The organism is Kluyvera cryocrescens NBRC 102467, assembly GCF_001571285.1.
Lineage (GTDB): Bacteria > Pseudomonadota > Gammaproteobacteria > Enterobacterales > Enterobacteriaceae > Kluyvera > Kluyvera cryocrescens.
In genome coordinates this window covers 1-17,209 of the sequence record NZ_BCTM01000054.1, presented here as the reverse complement: position 1 = coordinate 17,209, position 17,209 = coordinate 1, and the positions used below count along the sequence as shown (strand labels likewise).

The 17,209-nt window shown below is 54.6% G+C and carries 11 protein-coding genes and 1 other RNA gene; 6 read left to right on the top strand and 6 right to left on the bottom strand.

What is annotated here, in order from left to right; translation table 11 throughout:
* The first annotated feature begins 594 nt into the window (after nt 1-594).
* Nucleotides 595-2,301: a penicillin-binding transpeptidase domain-containing protein gene (locus KCR01S_RS22525; protein ID WP_061285148.1), complete on the top strand. Its 1,707-nt coding sequence runs from the start codon at nt 595-597 to the stop codon at nt 2,299-2,301.
* Nucleotides 2,302-2,353: 52 nt separating this feature from the next.
* Here the strand turns inward: KCR01S_RS22525 and menI are convergent, their stop codons facing one another.
* Nucleotides 2,354-2,764: a 1,4-dihydroxy-2-naphthoyl-CoA hydrolase gene (menI, locus tag KCR01S_RS22520; RefSeq protein WP_061285147.1), complete on the bottom strand. Its 411-nt coding sequence runs from the start codon at nt 2,762-2,764 to the stop codon at nt 2,354-2,356.
* Nucleotides 2,761-5,817 carry a D-2-hydroxyglutarate dehydrogenase YdiJ gene (gene ydiJ / locus KCR01S_RS22515; RefSeq protein ID WP_061285146.1) on the bottom strand — a complete coding sequence of 1,019 codons (3,057 nt, stop codon included), beginning with the start codon at nt 5,815-5,817 and terminating at the stop codon, nt 2,761-2,763. The genes menI and ydiJ overlap by 4 nt, the downstream gene beginning before the upstream one ends.
* Nucleotides 5,818-6,075: 258 nt before the next feature.
* On the opposite strand from ydiJ, the gene ydiK reads away from it, so the two are divergent.
* The gene (gene ydiK / locus KCR01S_RS22510; protein WP_061285145.1) at nt 6,076-7,197 is read left to right on the top strand and encodes an AI-2E family transporter YdiK; all 1,122 of its coding nucleotides are present in this window, start codon (nt 6,076-6,078) and stop codon (nt 7,195-7,197) included.
* A gap of 174 nt (nt 7,198-7,371) precedes the next feature.
* Nucleotides 7,372-7,471, top strand: an RNA gene (gene rprA, locus KCR01S_RS22505) — antisense sRNA RprA.
* Between the two features lie 52 nt (nt 7,472-7,523).
* Here the strand turns inward: rprA and KCR01S_RS22500 are convergent.
* Nucleotides 7,524-9,893 carry a glycoside hydrolase family 3 N-terminal domain-containing protein gene (locus KCR01S_RS22500; RefSeq protein ID WP_061285144.1) on the bottom strand — a complete coding sequence of 790 codons (2,370 nt, stop codon included), beginning with the start codon at nt 9,891-9,893 and terminating at the stop codon, nt 7,524-7,526.
* 233 nt (nt 9,894-10,126) lie between these two features.
* Nucleotides 10,127-12,505: a phosphoenolpyruvate synthase gene (ppsA, locus tag KCR01S_RS22495; RefSeq protein ID WP_061285143.1), complete on the bottom strand. Its 2,379-nt coding sequence runs from the start codon at nt 12,503-12,505 to the stop codon at nt 10,127-10,129.
* A gap of 329 nt (nt 12,506-12,834) precedes the next feature.
* Between ppsA and ppsR the strand changes: the two genes are divergently transcribed.
* The 3 genes from ppsR to hemP all read left to right on the top strand — a co-directional run bounded on the left by ppsR (nt 12,835) and on the right by hemP (nt 15,183).
* Complete coding sequence (gene ppsR / locus KCR01S_RS22490) at nt 12,835-13,668, top strand: posphoenolpyruvate synthetase regulatory kinase/phosphorylase PpsR (RefSeq protein WP_061285142.1); 834 nt, start codon at nt 12,835-12,837, stop codon at nt 13,666-13,668.
* A gap of 153 nt (nt 13,669-13,821) precedes the next feature.
* Nucleotides 13,822-14,868 carry a 3-deoxy-7-phosphoheptulonate synthase AroH gene (aroH, locus tag KCR01S_RS22485; protein WP_061285141.1) on the top strand — a complete coding sequence of 349 codons (1,047 nt, stop codon included), beginning with the start codon at nt 13,822-13,824 and terminating at the stop codon, nt 14,866-14,868.
* Between the two features lie 90 nt (nt 14,869-14,958).
* Nucleotides 14,959-15,183, top strand: coding sequence for a hemin uptake protein HemP (gene hemP, locus KCR01S_RS22480; RefSeq protein WP_061285140.1), 225 nt, complete (start codon nt 14,959-14,961; stop codon nt 15,181-15,183).
* A gap of 35 nt (nt 15,184-15,218) precedes the next feature.
* Here hemP and selO read toward each other — a convergent pair whose 3' ends face one another.
* Complete coding sequence (selO, locus tag KCR01S_RS22475) at nt 15,219-16,661, bottom strand: protein adenylyltransferase SelO (RefSeq protein WP_061285139.1); 1,443 nt, start codon at nt 16,659-16,661, stop codon at nt 15,219-15,221.
* Nucleotides 16,662-16,722: 61 nt separating this feature from the next.
* Nucleotides 16,723-17,209 (bottom strand): EAL domain-containing protein (locus KCR01S_RS22470; protein ID WP_061285138.1); only part of this gene is annotated, 487 nt, incomplete at its 5' end.

The window sequence follows — 17,209 nt, the reverse complement described above, 5'->3', positions numbered from 1 at the left end:
CATATATACAGTATATGCATTGCGTGTTGACTTCAAGCACCCGCCCGGTGGCATCCGGCAAGTGCGCCGACGAAACGCGGGCCAAGTCATCGTATTTTAAGTAGTTATCCGTGAGGAAAATATTGTACTAAATGCCGCTTGCCGGTCACTCTTCCCCCGCGAAATGAAGCAGGAATGATGGCCGAAATCGCCATCGCCTTCGACAGCCTCAAGGCGCGGCGAGCAGCAAACTTCACCGGCATAGCGAAAAAGTGGGCGGCGCAGAAATAATCAATTCAGTACGGATAAATCTGATCACGCGCCTTCATAAAACTAAAATCACAATATCATCAATGAATGAAAACCAGCCGCGGATGTTTTTATGCCGCTATCTTCTCTTTTTTTTCGCCAAAGCGATTCATTTTCCTCTGCGAATTTAAGCCTTGTGCATTGAAATAATCTGTTAACTTAATGATTTGTTATCAATGACATTTTCTGTAGACTGTCTTTTTAGCTCACCTGTAAAATGGATATTTATATCATCTCACTGCGCTCATTATTAAATCGATGCGCGTCTGGCATTGATTATAAAAAAATAAAAATTCATGTGGTTTAATGTTACAAATGAAAAGAAATTCAACAGAACAGAAAAATAAAGACTCATTTATTACGTCTCGTTACATAATACTCTGTGTGGGTATTCTTTTTTGTCTTGCTGTTTTGCTGGTGCGCGTTGCGGATCTCCAGTTTCTCAACCATCCCATGCTGGCTCGTGAAGCGGATCAGCGCTCATTGCGTACCATCGAGCTGCCGACAAACCGGGGAACGCTGGTCGATCGCAACGGTGAAGCTCTGGCAATGAGCGTACCTTCCCGCGATGTGATTGCCGATCCGGTAAAAATTGTCGAAGACAGCCCTAACTTTCGCGATCCGAAATGGCAATATTTGGCTGCGGCCCTCAATACCACTCCCGAGCAAATTGCCAACAAAATTTACCAGAATGCGCACCGGCACTTTCTTTTTCTCGATAGAAAAGTGGAACTCGGTATCGCCAAAGATGTCGCCAATTTGCACATAAAAGGGATTAGCGAAGTCTACGACGACAGCCGTTTCTACCCAATGGGTGAAGCCGCCGCCCCATTACTCGGTATTGTGGGGGCCGACAATACCGGACTGAACGGCGTAGAAAAAGGCTATGACAACATTTTACAAGGTGAGCCGGGCAAAGAGATTTACCGTAAGGACGCCGCAGGCGGCATTATTAGCGTACTCGATTACGATGCGCCAAAGCAGCCACCTACCGTCCAGCTCAGCATTGATAAGTTTGACCAATACACCATGTACAGCAAACTGCGCGAAGGCGTGTTGCTGAATAAAGCGGACTCCGGCGCGGCGGTACTGGTAAAAATTGATACCGGCGAAATCCTCGCGATGGCCTCGTACCCTTCGTACAACCCCAACAACTTTGATAACGCCACCCAAACGCAGATGCGCGATGTGGCCATTAACGACAGTTTTGAACCGGGTTCAACGGTAAAACCGCTGGTGATCATTGAAGGGCTGGAGAGGCATATTATTCAACCCGACACCCTGCTTAATACCACGCCGTATAGCGTAAATGGGCATTTGATCCGCGACGTCGGCCACTGGCCACAGCTGACTCCGACCGGGATTTTGCAGAAATCGAGCGATATCGGGGTCTCCCACATCGCGCTGGCGATGCCGGCGCAGGCGCTGGTCGACACCTACCGGGCGTTCGGCCTCGGTAAACCAACCGGTCTCGGGCTGAGTGGCGAAAGCGTGGGCTATTTCCCACTGCATCGCCAGCAGTGGGCCGATATCGAACGCGCCACCTTCTCTTTCGGCTACGGTCTACGCGTGACGCCGCTACAAATTGCCCGTGAGTATGCCACCATGGGTTCATACGGCATCTATCGTCCGCTTTCAATAACCAAAGTCACGCCGCCGGTGATGGGGCAACAGATCGCCGATCCGAACATCGTGAAAACGGTGGTACGAATGATGGAGAGCGACGTATTGCCCGGCGGGAGCGGCGTCAGAGCAGCCGTTCCAGGATATCGGCTGGCCACGAAAACCGGTACGGCAGAAAAGCTCGGCAACAGCGGAAAATATGATGGCGGCTACGTGAACTATACCGCGGGCGTAGCCCCGGTGAGCCATCCTGAAGTCGCGCTGGTCGTCGTCGTCAATAACCCAACGGCGGGTACCCACTTTGGCGGCTCGGTGGCGGCCCCTATCTTTGGCAACATCATGGGACCGGTGCTGAAAAACATGAATATTGCGCCGGATGCGCTGCACTAAGATTTGTGCGGTGAACGGTCGGGCTACAAGAATAAGCCCGACCGTATGGCGGTTAGACGACGGCCGTCGTCAACCGCGAGGAACAGCATAACCGTCCCTGCTCATCAAAGATCTCTATCTGCCAAACCTGGTGGCGACGCCCGGCGTGCAACGCTTTACATACGCCGCGAACGCGCCCGCTGCGCGCAGAACGAATGTGATTGGCATTCACTTCAAGGCCGACCACCTTCTCCTCACCTTCGGTGCACAGATAGCCGGCAACGGAACCAAGGGTCTCAGCCAGCACGACCGACGCGCCACCATGCAGCAGACCAAATGGCTGATGTGTACGCCGGTCCACCGGCATGGTGGCCTCCAGGGAATCATCACCGATACGGTCAAACTGGATATCCAGCAGCCCTACCATATTACCTTCGCCCATCGCATTCAGGGCTTCCAGCGTCGCTTGTCGTTTCCAGATCATCCGATAATCTCCAGTAAAGCCTGTAATGGATGGCGGACCCCGTTGCCCTCAACGCGTTTCACCTGACTACGGCAGGAATAACCCGTGGCCAGACAACGGTTACGCGGCAGTCGCTGCATTGCCTGATGCCAGGACAATTCATAGATGCCTAACGAGTTGGCGTGGTTTTTCACCTCGTGGCCGTAGGTTCCGGCCATCCCGCAGCAGCCGACGCTCACGTTCTCAAGCGTAGCGCCAAAGCGCGCAAAGATCGCCGCCCACTGTTTCGGCGCCGCCGGCAGCGCGGTCACTTCCGTACAGTGGCCGAACAGATACCAGGATTCTCCGGCGGGCAGCACGTTCTGATGGTTCTCCAGCGCCTGAGGCAGCCACTCGTGCACCAGCATCACATTGAAATCACCGCGTTTTTCGCCCAATACCTGTTTGTATTCATCGCGATAGCACAGCACCAGCGCCGGGTCGACGCCGACCATTGGCATGCCCAACGCCGCTACCCGATTGAGGTATTCTGAGGTTTTCTGCGCGGTTTTAGTAAAGCGCGTCACGAAGCCTTTAATGTGCTGCGCCTTGCCGTTCGGTGAGAACGGCAACAGCACTGGCTGATAACCCAACTTATCAATGAGACGAATAAAGTCGGCCACCACTTGCGCATCGTAGTAGCTGGTAAACGGATCCTGCACCACCAGCACGGTTTGCGCTTTTTGCTCCGGCGCCAGCGCTTCCAGTTGCTCAAGAGTCATATTCGCCGAGCGATGCGTCACCACCTGCTTTTGCAGCGACGGTACCGACAGCATCGGCAAATCCACCATCCCGATGTGTTTTTCCGACAGCTTGCGCACCAGCGGCTGGCTCATAAAGAAGTTGAAGGTCTTAGGCGCGCGCGCCATCAACGGCGCGTAGCTTTCCACCGTCGCCACCAGATGATCGCGAACCGGGCGCAGATAGCGCGTGTGGTACAGCTGCAGGAAGCGGGAGCGAAACTCCGGCACATCAATTTTGATCGGGCACTGCGTGGAACAGGCTTTACAGGCCAGACAGCCCGACATCGCCTCTTTCACTTCATGCGAGAAATCGTATTCGCCTTTACGGGCATGCCAACTGTTACGCGTCCGTTCAACCAAAGAACGCAAGCTCGCACGTTTTTCCGGCAGCTCCTTTTCCAGCATCGTCGGATCCACACCGCGATCGGCCAGCAGGCGCAGCCACTCGCGCACCAGCGTTGCCCGGCCTTTCGGCGAGTGCATGCGGTTATTGGTGATTTTCATCGACGGACACATCGGGCTTTTGGCATCAAAGTTGAAGCACAAACCGTTACCGTTACACTCCATCGCCCCGCGCCAGGACGAGCGCACGGTCACCGGAATTTGTCGGTCGTAGGTGCCGCGTTTCACCGCATCCACCTTCATCATTGGCGCATCCACGCCTTCCGGCGGGCAAATTTTCCCCGGGTTCAGGCGGTTGTCCGGGTCGAATGCCGCTTTGACTTTCCGCAGTTCAGCGTAAAGCTGTTCACCAAAGAAGGCAGGGCTGTATTCGGCGCGGAAACCTTTGCCGTGTTCGCCCCACAGCAAGCCGCCGTATTTGGCGGTCAGCGCCACCACGTCATCGGAAATCTGCTTCATCAAGATCTCCTGCTGCGGGTCGCACATATCCAGCGCCGGGCGAACGTGCAGCACGCCCGCATCCACGTGGCCGAACATACCGTAGCTCAGGCCATGGCTATCGAGCAGCGCGCGAAACTCAACGATATAGTCCGCCAAATGCTCCGGCGGCACGCAGGTATCTTCCGCAAACGGAATGGGCTTTGCCGCCCCTTTCGCATTGCCCAGCAGGCCGACCGCTTTCTTGCGCATCGCATAAATACGCTCGATACCATCGAGTTCATTGCAGCGCTGCCAGCCAATCACCCCGCCCTCGTGCTGCGCAATAAGCTCATCAAGACGCTGGCATAGCGCCGTCACCTGGCTTTCAATCAGCGTCTCATCATCGCCTGCAAATTCGACGATGTTTAACCCAAGCATCTCTTTATCGGGAACGTCGGTAATCAATTCATTAACCGAGTGCCAGACAATATCTTCCCGCGCCAGGTTCAGCACTTTTGAGTCAACGGTCTCAACCGAGAGCGCGCGGGCTTCAACCATAAACGGTGCGTTACGCAGCGCGGAATCAAAGGAGTCGTACTTGATGTTAACCAGACGGCGGACTTTCGGCAGCGGTGTAATATCAAGACGCGCTTCGGTGATAAACGCCAGCGTCCCTTCCGAACCGGTCAGCACGCGAGTCAGGTCAAATTCAGTCATCGCGTCGTTGAAGACGTGACGCAGATCGTAGCCGGTCAGGAAGCGGTTCAGCTTGGGGAATTTATCAATAATCAGCTGACGGTTATCGCGGCAGCGTTCAAATACGGTGCGGTAGATTCGCCCTGCCGCCGACTGCTCTTTTGCCAGCGTTTCAGCAAGCGCCACGGGCACCGGCTGGGTATCGAGAATATCACCGCCGAGCAGCACCGCACGCACGCCAAGGACGTGGTCGGACGTTTTGCCGTACACCAGTGACCCTTGGCCGGATGCGTCGGTGTTGATCATGCCCCCCAGCGTTGCACGGTTACTGGTCGACAGCTCTGGCGCGAAGAAATAGCCGTGGGGTTTCAAATATTGGTTGAGCTGATCTTTGATAACGCCGGCTTCAACCCGCACCCAACCCTCTTCAGGATTGATTTCAATAATGCGGTTCATATAGCGGGACATATCAACGATGATGCCCTGATTCAGCGCCTGTCCGTTGGTGCCGGTGCCGCCGCCGCGCGGGGTAAAGACCAGGGATTGGTAGCGTTCTTCAGCCGCAATGCGGGACAGCAGTGCGACGTCAGCCGTGGAACGGGGGAACACTACCGCATCGGGAAGAAGCTGGTAGATGCTGTTATCGGTCGCCATCGTCAGCCTGTCGGCGTAGCGCGTTGCGGTATCTCCGGTAAAGCCTTGTTGCTCCAGTGCTTGCAAATAGTTCAGCACCAGCGGTACTTCGCCAGGCGCCTGGGAAATCTGTGGGATCATTACGTTTGACCCTTTCTGAATGTTGTGTTGTACGCACACACTATCACCAGCTATCGTCAATACTGTTGGCGGCAAATACTGTGTGTATAAATGTTTAATCGTTTGCGTCGTGCCGTTATGGTTTTATCACATTTTTTCCTTATGCGCCCGGTAGTTTTTACCGCAAAATCAGCGCCGGGAATTTATTGATATCATTGTCAATGAACGGATTTATGCCGCATCAGCGGCCTTTCGAGTGACTGAAGGTAAAGCTTATTTATGAACACGGTTCTTAAACCACGAGATATTCCGCAAATACTGCTATCAGTGCTGTTTATCGCGCTGATGATCATCGCTTGTTTATGGATTGTTCAGCCGTTTATTCTGGGCTTCGCCTGGGCATCAACGATCGTGATTGCGACCTGGCCCGTCCTGATTTGGCTCCAGCGCCTTCTGTTTGGCCGCCGTGCTCTGGCCGTGCTCGTGATGACGCTGCTGCTCTTTTTACTGTTCGTCATTCCCATCGCTCTGCTGGTGAATAGCCTGGTGGACACCAGCTCGCCGCTCATTCATGCCATTACCAGCGGCACGCTGACGCCGCCCGATTTTGCTTGGTTAAACAGCATTCCGTTTATTGGCGCTAAAATGTACAGCGGCTGGCACAGCCTGCTCGATATGGGCGGCAGCGCGCTGATGGCCAAAATTCGTCCTTATCTCGGCACCACCACCACCTGGTTTGTTGGCCAGGCCGCCCATGTCGGCCGCTTCCTGCTACACAGCGGCCTGATGCTGTTGTTCAGCGCCCTGCTGTACTGGCAAGGTGAGAAAGTGGCCTTCGGTATGCGCTACTTCGCCACCCGTCTGGCGGCCAAGCGCGGCGACGCTGCCGTTCTGCTGGCGGGCCAGGCTATCCGCGCCGTTGCGCTGGGTGTGGTCGTCACCGCGCTGGTACAGGCCGTGCTGGGCGGTATTGGGTTGGCTATCTCCGGCGTGCCTTACGCCACGCTGTTCACCGTAGTGATGATTTTTTCCTGCCTGGTGCAACTGGGGCCATTGATCGTGCTGGTACCCTGCATTATCTGGCTATATTGGACAGGCGATACCACCTGGGGCACCGTGCTGTTGGTATGGAGCTGCGTGGTCGGAACCATGGATAACGTCATCCGTCCGGTGCTGATTCGCATGGGCGCCGACCTGCCAATGATTCTAATCCTTTCCGGCGTTATCGGTGGTCTGGTCGCTTTCGGCATGATTGGTCTGTTTATTGGCCCAGTGCTATTAGCCGTATCCTGGCGCCTGTTTGATGCCTGGTTGCATGAAGTACCGCCGCCGTCATCCGATCCGGAGCAGGTTTTGGAAGAGCTGGCGGAGCTTGAGCAGAATCACTATCCAAAACAGTAAGATAAAAAAGGCGGGGAAACCCGCCTTTCACTTAAGAAAAGTTGACCAATTCCTCGCCAAACCCCACCAAAAACACCTGTTATTCGCGACATGCCTCGGAAAATATTCACATTTATTTAACTATTGAGAGGAATCCGATCGACGCAAAAAATGCGTATGCCTACTATAACCTCCAAGGTAATAGATCAACCCATTGATTTATATATCCCCTGAGTGAAACAACGAATTGCTGTGTGTAGTCTTTGCCCATCTCCCACGATGGGCCTTTTTTTTATCTAACGCACGGCAATTTCCGGCACGCCAGTGCCGGAAGCGAGTGGACAATATCACCCGATGTCACAGCGGCTCATCATTCGCCAATTGGACGGCAGCACGCGGGGTTCACCGTTAACCCGTACCGTCACACGGTGGTGAATGTCTGCCGATGAACTGCCGATCTGCAGCTCAAACTCCCCCGGTTCAACAATGCGTTGCCCCTCATAGCTGGTAAAGTTCAGCATATCCACCGGCAGCGTCACGGTCAGCGTTGTCTGCTCTCCCGGTGACAACGTCACGCGTTGGAAGGCTTTCAGCTCCTGAAGCGGACGCACCATAGAGGCAACTTTATCGCGGACATAAATTTGCACCACATCGCTGCCGCTGCGTTCACCGATGTTTCTCACCGGAATACGCAAGGTGATATCACCGTCAATCGCCACCTGGCTGTGTGCCAACTGCGGTTCGCCATAGCGAAACTCCCCCCAACCTTTACCGAAACCAAAGGGATACAGTGCGCCGAAATGGAAAGCAAACGGCGTGCCGCCGCTTTTTAGCTTGTGGTTATAGTAGAAAGGCATCGCTCCGGCGCTTTTCGGCACGCTAACCACCAGACGCCCCTGCGGTTCAGCGCGGCCGGTCAACACGTCGGCTATCGCCCAACCGCCTTCCTGCCCAGGTGCCCAGGCAAGCATCAGCGCCGCCACTTTCGCCTCCAGCCCCTGCAGGTTATAAGGACGACCACCGGTCATCACCACCACTACCGGTTTGCCGGTATCCACCAGCGCCTGCAGCAACTGTTGCTGCACGCCCGGTAAATTCAGGCTATCGGTATCGGAACCTTCACCCACCGTCCCGCTCTGGAACAACCCCGCCAAATCACCCACGCAGGCGATGACCACATCGCTCTCCTGCGCGGCGCGCACCGCCTCGGGTATCAGGCTGAGATCCACAGACACCGGCGAAGACTGCATCGGTTTACCCGAGCTATCGCCAGGGAAAACCGGCGCTCCTGCCATCCGTTGTTCGATAATATGACAGCCCTTGGCATAGCGAATCTGCTTCTCCCCCAGATAGTGACGCAGCGCCATCAGCGGCGTGGTCACCTGCGAGGTTTTCTCCACCATATCGCTGATAATCAGATGCACCGGGAAGCTATAGCCGCTTAACAGCGCCAGCGGATCATCCGCCGTTGGGCCTACTACCGCCACGCGCGGTTTACCGGTCAGCGGCAGCGCCTCGCGGTTTTCCAGCAGCGTAATAGATCGGGTCGCGACTTCTCTTGCCACCTCCCGCGTAGCCTCAGACTGCAACGAAATCGCATTCTCATCGGTATAAGGATGTTCAAACAGGCCGAGGCGGAATTTCTCGGTGAGCGTGCGGGCCACAATCTCATCAATTTTTGCCGGTGTTATCAGCCCGCGTTCAACCGCCTCCGCCAGATGGCGGGCGCAGTCATCTTTCGGTAGCTCAACGTCCAGACCGGCATTAAACGCCAGCGCGGCGGACTCTGCCGCATCCTGCGCCACCCCATGATGCTGATGCAGTAAACTCACGCCGCCATAGTCAGCCACCACAATACCTTCGAAGCCCCAGCGTTCACGCAGCACCGTGGTCAGCAGGAAACTGTCGCTGTGCCCCGGCTGATTGTCGATATCGTGATAGGCCGGCATCACTGAGCCGGCATTAGCCTGCTTCACCGCCATTTCAAACGGCAGCAGGAAGGTATCGTTCAGTTCGCGAAAACCTAAGTGCACCGGCGCATGGTTGCGCGCCCCTTCGCTAAACGAGTGGCCGACGTAATGCTTAAGCGTTGCCAGTACGTCACGTTTTTCGCCTTGTAACCCTTCAACATAGGCGCAGGCCATCACGCCCACCAGCCATGGGTCTTCGCCGAAGGTCTCTTCGGTACGTCCCCAGCGCACATCGCGAGAGACATCCAGCACCGGTGCTAACCCCTGCTTGCAGCCGGTTGAACGCGCCTCTTCGCCAATCTGCTGTGCCGCACGTTTCACCAGCTCAGGGTCCCAGGTCGAACCGTAGTTCAGCGATGAAGGAAACAGCGTTGCCTCTTTACACAGCAGGCCAACCAAACACTCTTCGTGAAACAGCGCCGGGATCCCCAGCCGCGTCTCTTCCATCATCATTTTTTGCAGACGGTTGGCCGCACGGACGCCGGTTTTCGCATCAACGATATGGGTGCCCAGCGGACGGGTGATTTGCCCAACGCCAAGTTTCAGGCGCTCGCTCAGCGAAGTTTGTTCACTGACGCCCGCAAACTCATCGCTCATATCGGTTCTTTCTCGATGCTGACCATCTTCCGACAGCACCAGCCACCAGGCGTGCATCTGGGCATACTTTTCCTCGGGCGTCATGCGTGACAATAAGTCATCGACGCGTTCCTTAATCGAGCGTTGCGGGTCTTTATAAATCGGGGTCATAGCCGTTCTCCTGAGTTGCTGATCAATACCCGCAATCATTCAGCGTGATGACGGGTAAGCGCACGGTATTAACAGTTGTGAATCAGTATTCAGAAGTGACGGACGGGGAACAATTGTCAGAATTGCCTGTAGATTTATGATTTTTGGTTTTCTTCACGGAGTGTGATCGGCAGCAACTCCCGGGGATAAAAAAATCCCGGACGCAAGGCCCGGGATTTTTACACGATAACGCGTTATTTTTTCAGTTCAGCCAAGCCCAGCCAGGTCTGCACCACGGTATCCGGGTTCAACGACAGGCTGTCGATCCCTTCTTCCATCAGCCAGGCGGCGAAATCTTCGTGGTCTGATGGCCCCTGACCACAAATACCGACATATTTACCCTGCTTCTTCGCCGCGCGAATAGCCATCGACAGCAGCGCTTTGACCGCATCGTTACGCTCATCGAACAGTGCGGAAACCACACCTGAATCACGGTCAAGACCCAGCGCCAACTGCGTCATGTCGTTTGAGCCAATAGAGAAACCATCGAAGTGTTCGAGGAATTGCTCGGCCAGCAAGGCGTTGGACGGGATCTCACACATCATAATGATTTTAAGACCGTTTTCTCCACGTTTCAGCCCCTGACGCGCCAGCTCATCTACCACCGCTTTCGCCTGATCGACGGTACGCACGAACGGAACCATGATCTCAACGTTGGTCAGCCCCATGTCGTTGCGTACCCGTTTCACCGCATCGCACTCCAGCGCAAAGCAGTCGCGGAAGCTGTCTGAGACATAACGACCGGCGCCGCGGAAGCCGAGCATTGGGTTCTCTTCTTCCGGCTCGTAGCGTTCACCGCCCACAAGGTTAGCGTATTCGTTCGATTTAAAGTCAGACAGGCGCACAATCACGCGCTTCGGATAGAATGCCGCACCCAGCGTCGCAATCCCTTCGGTCAAACGGCCAACGTAAAACTCTTTCGGCGAGTCAAACCCTTTCATCATCTCGCGGATTTCGTTTTGCAGCTTCGGCTCCTGGTCATCAAACTCCAGCAGCGCACGCGGGTGCACACCAATCATGCGGTTGATGATGAACTCCAGACGCGCCAGGCCTACGCCTTCGTTTGGCAGACAGGCGAAGTCAAACGCACGATCCGGGTTGCCGACGTTCATCATAATTTTCAGCGGCAGATCTGGCATGGTGTCGACGCTGGAGCTGTTGACGCTAAAGTCCAGCAGATCAGCATAAACGTAACCTGTATCGCCTTCGGCACAGGAAACGGTCACTTTCTCGTCGTCCTTCATGCGTTCAGTCGCATCGCCGCAGCCCACAACCGCAGGGATCCCCAACTCACGAGCGATAATCGCTGCATGACAGGTACGGCCGCCGCGGTTGGTCACAATCGCCGCCGCTTTTTTCATGATCGGTTCCCAATCCGGGTCGGTCATGTCGGTAACCAGAACGTCGCCGGGTTGGATGCGGTTCATCTCGCTGATATCGTGAATCACCTTCACGCTACCCGCACCGATACGATGGCCGATGGCACGGCCTTCGGAAACAATACGCCCCTGTGAATGCAGGGTGTAACGCTCCATCACCTGTCCGCGAGACCGCACGGTCTCTGGACGCGCCTGAACGATGAACAGTTTTCCGGTATGCCCATCTTTCGCCCACTCGATGTCCATTGGACGACCGTAGTGTTTTTCAATCTGTACGGCCTGCTTCGCCAGCTCCTGCACTTCTTCGTTGGTCAACGAGAAGATATCGCGCTGTTCCTGCGGCACGTCTTCAATACGTACCTGTTTGCCGTGCTCCTGCGTTGGTGCGTAAACCATACGGATCTTCTTCGAGCCCATGGTACGGCGCACGATAGCCGGGCGATTGGCCGCCAGCGTTGGTTTATGCACGTAGAACTCATCCGGGTTCACCGCACCTTGCACCACCATCTCGCCCAGACCCCATGCGGAAGTAATAAAGACGACCTGGTCGAAGCCGGATTCCGTATCGATGGAGAACATCACGCCGGAAGACGCCAGGTCGGAGCGCACCATCAGCTGCACGCCAGCCGAGAGCGCCACGCCGCGGTGGTCATAGCCCTGGTGTACACGGTAGGAAATCGCGCGGTCGTTAAACAGCGAAGCGAATACGTGCTTCACCGCCACCAGCACCGCATCAAAGCCGTGCACGTTGAGGAAGGTTTCCTGTTGACCGGCGAACGACGCATCCGGCATATCTTCCGCCGTGGCGGAGGAGCGCACGGCAAAAGAGGCGTTGGCATTATCCGCAGCCAGCTGGTTATAAGCGTCGTGAATAGCCTGTTCCAGCTCGCTCTGGAAAGGAGTGTCGATGATCCACTGGCGGATCTGCGCGCCGGCTTTTGCCAGGGCGGTTACGTCGTCAATATCGGTGTCATCCAACAGTTGATAAATCTGCTGGTTCACGCCGCTCTGGTCGAGAAACTGATTAAACGCATCGGCAGTGGTGGCAAATCCGTTGGGCACAGAAACACCCATCCCGGACAGATTCGTAATCATTTCACCCAAGGAGGCATTTTTGCCTCCAACTCTGTCTACATCATTCATGCCGAGTTGGTTGTACCAAAGCACCAGCGGTGACGAGCCATTGTTGGACATCGAGACAATCCTTTTTTGATTAAAGAAGCAGTGATAAGTAACGACTGACTACTTAAAATATCCTCGCATATTTAAACTGCTGAAAAAAACGGTGAATCGAGTAAGCAAATTATTTTTTTACTTTTTAGGATTGATTCCCGTTAATTCATAACCTACTGATTAGTCTAAAAAGCCACAATAACCGACGGTCTATTGATGATGAATGAAAAATGAAATGGGCATTTCATTAAAAATAAAAATACCATTTCATTTTTATTTTAAGGACAAACATCGGCAGGTTGTGTTTAAATTTAATTTACGCTTTCAGGCAATTAACGGGGAAAGGCAAAATGGAAAACGCAGTCGATCGTCAGGTATTTTATATTTCCGATGGCACCGCCATTACGGCGGAAGTTCTCGGCCATGCGGTGATGTCACAATTCCCGGTGGCGATAAACAGTATCACCCTGCCGTTTATTGAAAGTGAAAGCCGGGCGAAGGCGGTGAAAGAACAAATCGACGCCATTTACCAGCAAACCGGCGTGCGACCATTAGTCTTCTATTCCATCGTTATTCCCGAAATTCGTGACATTATTCTGCAATGTGAAGGGTTTTGTCAGGACATCGTTCAGGCGCTGGTCGCGCCATTGCAGGAAGAGTTAAAGCTGGATCCCACCCCAATTGCCCATCGTACCCATGGCCTAACGCCCGGAAACCTTACCAAGTACGACGCGCGAATCGCCGCGATTGATTACACCCTGGCGCACGATGATGGCATTTCGCTGCGCAATCTCGATCAGGCGCAGGTGATTTTGCTTGGCGTCTCGCGCTGTGGAAAAACCCCCACCAGTCTCTATCTGGCGATGCAGTTTGGGATTCGAGCCGCCAACTACCCGTTCATTGCCGACGATATGGATAACCTCGTCCTGCCCGCGTCGCTAAAACCGCTGCAACATAAGCTGTTTGGCCTCACGATCAACGCCGAGCGCTTGGCCGCTATCCGCGAAGAGCGACGTGAGAACAGTCGCTACGCCTCCATGCGCCAGTGCCGGATGGAAGTCGCGGAAGTTGAAGCCCTGTACCGTCGCAATCAAATACCGTGGATCAACAGCACCAATTATTCAGTAGAAGAAATTGCCACTAAAATCATGGATATAATGGGACTCAGCCGCAGAATGTACTAATACACTAGTACAATGCATCGAATTTGTTTATCATAGCAGTGTGATTGAGCGCACATTACGCTCCGCGCTTGAATTCAGCGGAGATTGGTTTATCGTGATGTGCATCACTTCCCAGCATTTTGGCTGACGAAGCAACAAATTTCTGAGATCCCCATGAATAAGACCGATGAATTGCGTACCGCTCGAATTGAGAGCCTGATTACGCCTGCTGAACTTGCCGAGCGTCACCCGGTGTCGCCGGACGTTGCGGCGCACGTTACCGCTTCACGCCGCCGGATTGAAAAGATCCTCAACGGCGAAGATCACCGTCTGCTGGCGATTGTTGGCCCCTGCTCTATCCACGATTTAGATGCCGCCATTGATTATGCTCGCCGTTTACAGGTGCTGCGTGAAAAACACCAGGGCGAGCTGGAAATCGTGATGCGCACCTATTTTGAAAAGCCGCGCACCGTCGTGGGTTGGAAAGGTTTAATCTCCGATCCGGACCTCAACGGCAGCTACCGCGTTAACCACGGTATCGAGCAGGCGCGTAAACTGCTGCTGCAGGTGAACACCCTGGGCGTGCCGACTGCTACCGAGTTTCTTGATATGGTGACCGGTCAGTTTATCGCCGATCTGATTAGCTGGGGTGCTATCGGCGCGCGGACGACTGAAAGTCAGATCCACCGTGAAATGGCTTCCGCGCTCTCTTGCCCGGTTGGCTTTAAAAACGGTACCGATGGCAATACGCGCATTGCGGTCGACGCTATTCGCGCTTCCCGCGCCAGCCATATGTTCCTGTCGCCGGATAAAAATGGCCAGATGACCATTTACCAGACCAGCGGCAACCCTTACGGCCACATCATCATGCGCGGCGGCAAAAAGCCAAACTATCACGCCAACGATATTGCTGCCGCCTGCGATACGCTGCACGAATTCGATCTACCGGAGCATTTGGTGGTCGACTTCAGCCACGGCAACTGCCAGAAGCAGCACCGCCGTCAGTTGGAAGTGTGCGATGATATCTGCCAGCAAATCCGCAATGGTTCAACGGCCATTGCCGGGATCATGGCGGAAAGTTTCCTGCGTGAAGGAACGCAGAAAATCGTTGCCGACCAACCGCTCACCTACGGTCAATCGATCACCGACCCTTGCCTGAGCTGGGAAGATACCGAGCTGCTGCTGGAAAAACTGGCCGCGGCCGTCGCCACCCGCCTGTAACATCCCCGCCCGCCGCACACCGGCGGGCACTGTAGTATCCCCATTGATATGACGAAATAAAACTTGCGGTTAATTCATTGAATATTGATAATGGTTATCATTGTTACATTGATTTTCATTATGAATGTGCCGCTAATGGATACCTGCGCAGAAATAGAGCCTCAAAAGGATAATACCCCTCGCCCTCTCTCCAGCGATCGACGGATCGACAGCCAGACGTTGTTAGGCAAAGAAGGCCGAGTGATTATTGAACACGGTGAGCAGCAATATTTGCTGCGGCAAACACAGGCAGGAAAACTCATTTTAACGAAATAGCTGCACCGCGCGGAGGCAGTGCAGCAGAGAGTCACTTAGCTGGAACAGCTCACTTCAAGGTGTTTACCCCAGTCCGGTGGACGGCGGCCATAGTCGTCGTGACGATCGTTCCACGGGGAACGCAGCGCTTCATGCAAACGGTGGAGCTCCTGATAGTCGCCTTGCTCCGCTTGTTCAATCGCCCGCTGTGCCAGCCAGTTGCGTAATACCATTGCCGGGTTGGCGAGCTTCATCTCGCGCTGGCGCACAGCATCATCAATCTGTTCTTGCTGCAAACGCGTGCGATACTGCGTAAACCAACTATCAAAAGCCGCCCGATCGATAAATTCATCACGCAGCGGCGACGCCGCATTATGCTGCTCGGTTTCACTCAGCAAACGGAACGTTAGAGTGTAATCGCTACCCTCACGTTTCATCAGCGCATACAGAGCGTTCAGCAAATCATTATCGCCCTGTTCTTCGCTAAACAGCCCCAGCTTCTTACGCATCCGCTGGCCGTACTCACGAAACAGCGTCTGCTGGTAAGTATCCAGCGCCGCATTGAGCGCATCCACATCAATCAGTGCTGACAACGACTGTGCCAGACACTGTAAATTCCACAGACCTACGGCCGGCTGATTATCAAAGCGGTAACGTCCCTGATGGTCAGAATGGTTACAAATAAAGTCCGGCTGATAGTCATCAAGGAAGCCAAAGGGGCCGTAATCAAGCGTCAACCCGAGAATCGACATGTTATCGGTGTTCATCACGCCATGCGCAAATCCAACCGTTTGCCAGCGGGCAATCATCTGCGCCGTACGCGTGACCACATCATGGAACCACAGCGCGTAGCGTTCTGGCTGCTCCTGCAGATGCGGCCAGTGATGGCGTATTGCGTAGTCCGCCAGCTTACGGACATTGTCCATATCCCGGCGATAGTAGAAATGCTCGAAATGGCCGAAACGGATATGGCTCTCAGCGATGCGCATCAGCATCGCGCCAGACTCGACGGTTTCGCGTTGAATGGGCGTATCGCTGGCGACAATCGACAGCGCACGGGTTCCGGGAATACCCAGATAATGCATCGCCTCTGAGGCCAGGCTTTCGCGCAGCGTGGAGCGCAGCACCGCGCGGCCATCCCCCATCCGCGAATACGGCGTCAGTCCGGCACCTTTGAGATGCCAGTCGACCGTTTTGCCGTTTTCCAACTGCTGTTCGCCCAGCAAAATACCGCGACCATCGCCCAATTGGCCGGCCCATACGCCGAACTGATGTCCGCTGTAGACCTGCGCCAGCGGCGACATACCCGGCAGCAGACTCTCACCGCCCCACACCCCAGCACCGCGTTCGGGAGTAAAAAGCGCCGCAGGAATAGCTAATTCATTGGCCAGCGGCGCGTTATGCCAGACGACGCGGGCATTGTGCAACGGTGTGGGCTGCAGCGCACTGTAAAATCCTGGCAGCTCATCGCGCCAGCAGGTGTTAAATGACAGGTTCATGGTTCCTCCTGTCCGTAGTGTATTGGGTTACTGTACGTTAAACACCCGAGGAAGTGCAGGGTTATTGTTGCGCTAATGTTATTAATGACGATTCCGGCACCACCGGCCACAGGCTTCCCAGCATACCGCTGAAGCCATAGGCCTCCAGACGCTGCCGAAGAGCGTCATCATCAACACCGGAGACCATAATCGCCCGACAGTAAGGCTGAATCTGACTCACGATAGCGCGCATAAACGGCTCAAACGAGGCCGATTTGGCCTGACGTTGCACAAAGTTTCGGTCTAATACCACGCGGCTAAAAAGCCCGGCAAAAACAGCTTTGGTTGAAGCATCACCGGAGCCAAAGTCGCTCAATACCAGCGGAAAGCGCTGACACAGTCGGGCAAGAGGATGATTTTCATCAATCTGATTCAGTCCAGGGAAACTTTCGCTAACCGCCAACTCAAGAAAAGAAAAACGTTCGGCGCTGGCGGCCAGTTCATCCTGAGTCAGTAACGCATCAACAACGCCGGGAGGAATGGTGATCCATGCTTTAAGGCCGTGCTGA

Bases quoted from the DNA above. Each gene is read 5' to 3' on its own strand.
- KCR01S_RS22525 (WP_061285148.1), top strand. From the start codon at position 595: ATGTTACAAATGAAAAGAAATTCAACAGAACAGAAAAATAAAGACTCA.
- menI (WP_061285147.1), bottom strand. From the start codon at position 2,764: ATGATCTGGAAACGACAAGCGACGCTGGAAGCCCTGAATGCGATGGGC.
- ydiJ (WP_061285146.1), bottom strand. From the start codon at position 5,817: ATGATCCCACAGATTTCCCAGGCGCCTGGCGAAGTACCGCTGGTGCTG.
- ydiK (WP_061285145.1), top strand. From the start codon at position 6,076: ATGAACACGGTTCTTAAACCACGAGATATTCCGCAAATACTGCTATCA.
- KCR01S_RS22500 (WP_061285144.1), bottom strand. From the start codon at position 9,893: ATGACCCCGATTTATAAAGACCCGCAACGCTCGATTAAGGAACGCGTC.
- ppsA (WP_061285143.1), bottom strand. From the start codon at position 12,505: ATGTCCAACAATGGCTCGTCACCGCTGGTGCTTTGGTACAACCAACTC.
- ppsR (WP_061285142.1), top strand. From the start codon at position 12,835: ATGGAAAACGCAGTCGATCGTCAGGTATTTTATATTTCCGATGGCACC.
- aroH (WP_061285141.1), top strand. From the start codon at position 13,822: ATGAATAAGACCGATGAATTGCGTACCGCTCGAATTGAGAGCCTGATT.
- hemP (WP_061285140.1), top strand. From the start codon at position 14,959: ATGGTTATCATTGTTACATTGATTTTCATTATGAATGTGCCGCTAATG.
- selO (WP_061285139.1), bottom strand. From the start codon at position 16,661: ATGAACCTGTCATTTAACACCTGCTGGCGCGATGAGCTGCCAGGATTT.